Below are 583 nucleotides of genomic sequence, written 5' to 3' on the forward strand. Positions count from 1 at the left end.
TTTTTCTTTCGCCATAATCATTGTTGTTATTTGGTTATGGCGCAAAGGTAGGTTTGTGAATAATGTGCGTCAAGGCGGAAAATAGAATGCTTACCTTTAAATGTTGCCATATCGTTCTATGTCTTTATTATGTTATTATTTAAATTTATTCCAAACAGCTTCCAATGTCTTAACTTTCTGTAATATCATCAATTACGGCTCTAAACACACTCTAAACACCCAACGAAAAGCACAACAACATTCTCTAAACATTTGCGTTTATTACGCTCATTTTCCGTGCGGAATGAACGTACCTTTTAAAAATACAATAGGCGGTAAGCCTTTGTAAATGAAAAGCATACCGCCTATTTTATTGAGTATCAGCTATATCGTGCTATTCCTCGATTGCAGCCTGCGCCGCTCGGAAAAGCTTCTCAAAATCAGCAAGGTTAGCTATGCTTGGAAAACTTATCGCAAACACTTTTCAAGAAGCCTTGATTTTGTTGAGATTATTGTAACCATTCTATTTTCCGCTACGACAATTTTATCGGCTGTTTTTCAGCCGATAAAATAAAAATGTCCGTAAGAAAATAGTTTAGTTTTA

1 protein-coding gene is annotated in these 583 nt (G+C 35.3%); it reads left to right on the forward strand.

Going from position 1 to position 583, the window contains the following annotated elements:
• Positions 1-328 precede the first annotated feature (328 nt).
• Complete coding sequence (locus HMPREF1534_RS20825; RefSeq protein ID WP_005938265.1) at positions 329-553, forward strand: hypothetical protein; 225 nt, start codon at positions 329-331, stop codon at positions 551-553.
• The last annotated feature ends 30 nt before the right edge of the window (positions 554-583 follow it).

Source organism: Phocaeicola massiliensis B84634 = Timone 84634 = DSM 17679 = JCM 13223, assembly GCF_000382445.1.
GTDB lineage: Bacteria > Bacteroidota > Bacteroidia > Bacteroidales > Bacteroidaceae > Phocaeicola > Phocaeicola massiliensis.

What these genes read in the sequence shown, in the direction of transcription:
- HMPREF1534_RS20825 (WP_005938265.1), top strand. Translation starts at nt 329, where the DNA reads ATGAAAAGCATACCGCCTATTTTATTGAGTATCAGCTATATCGTGCTA.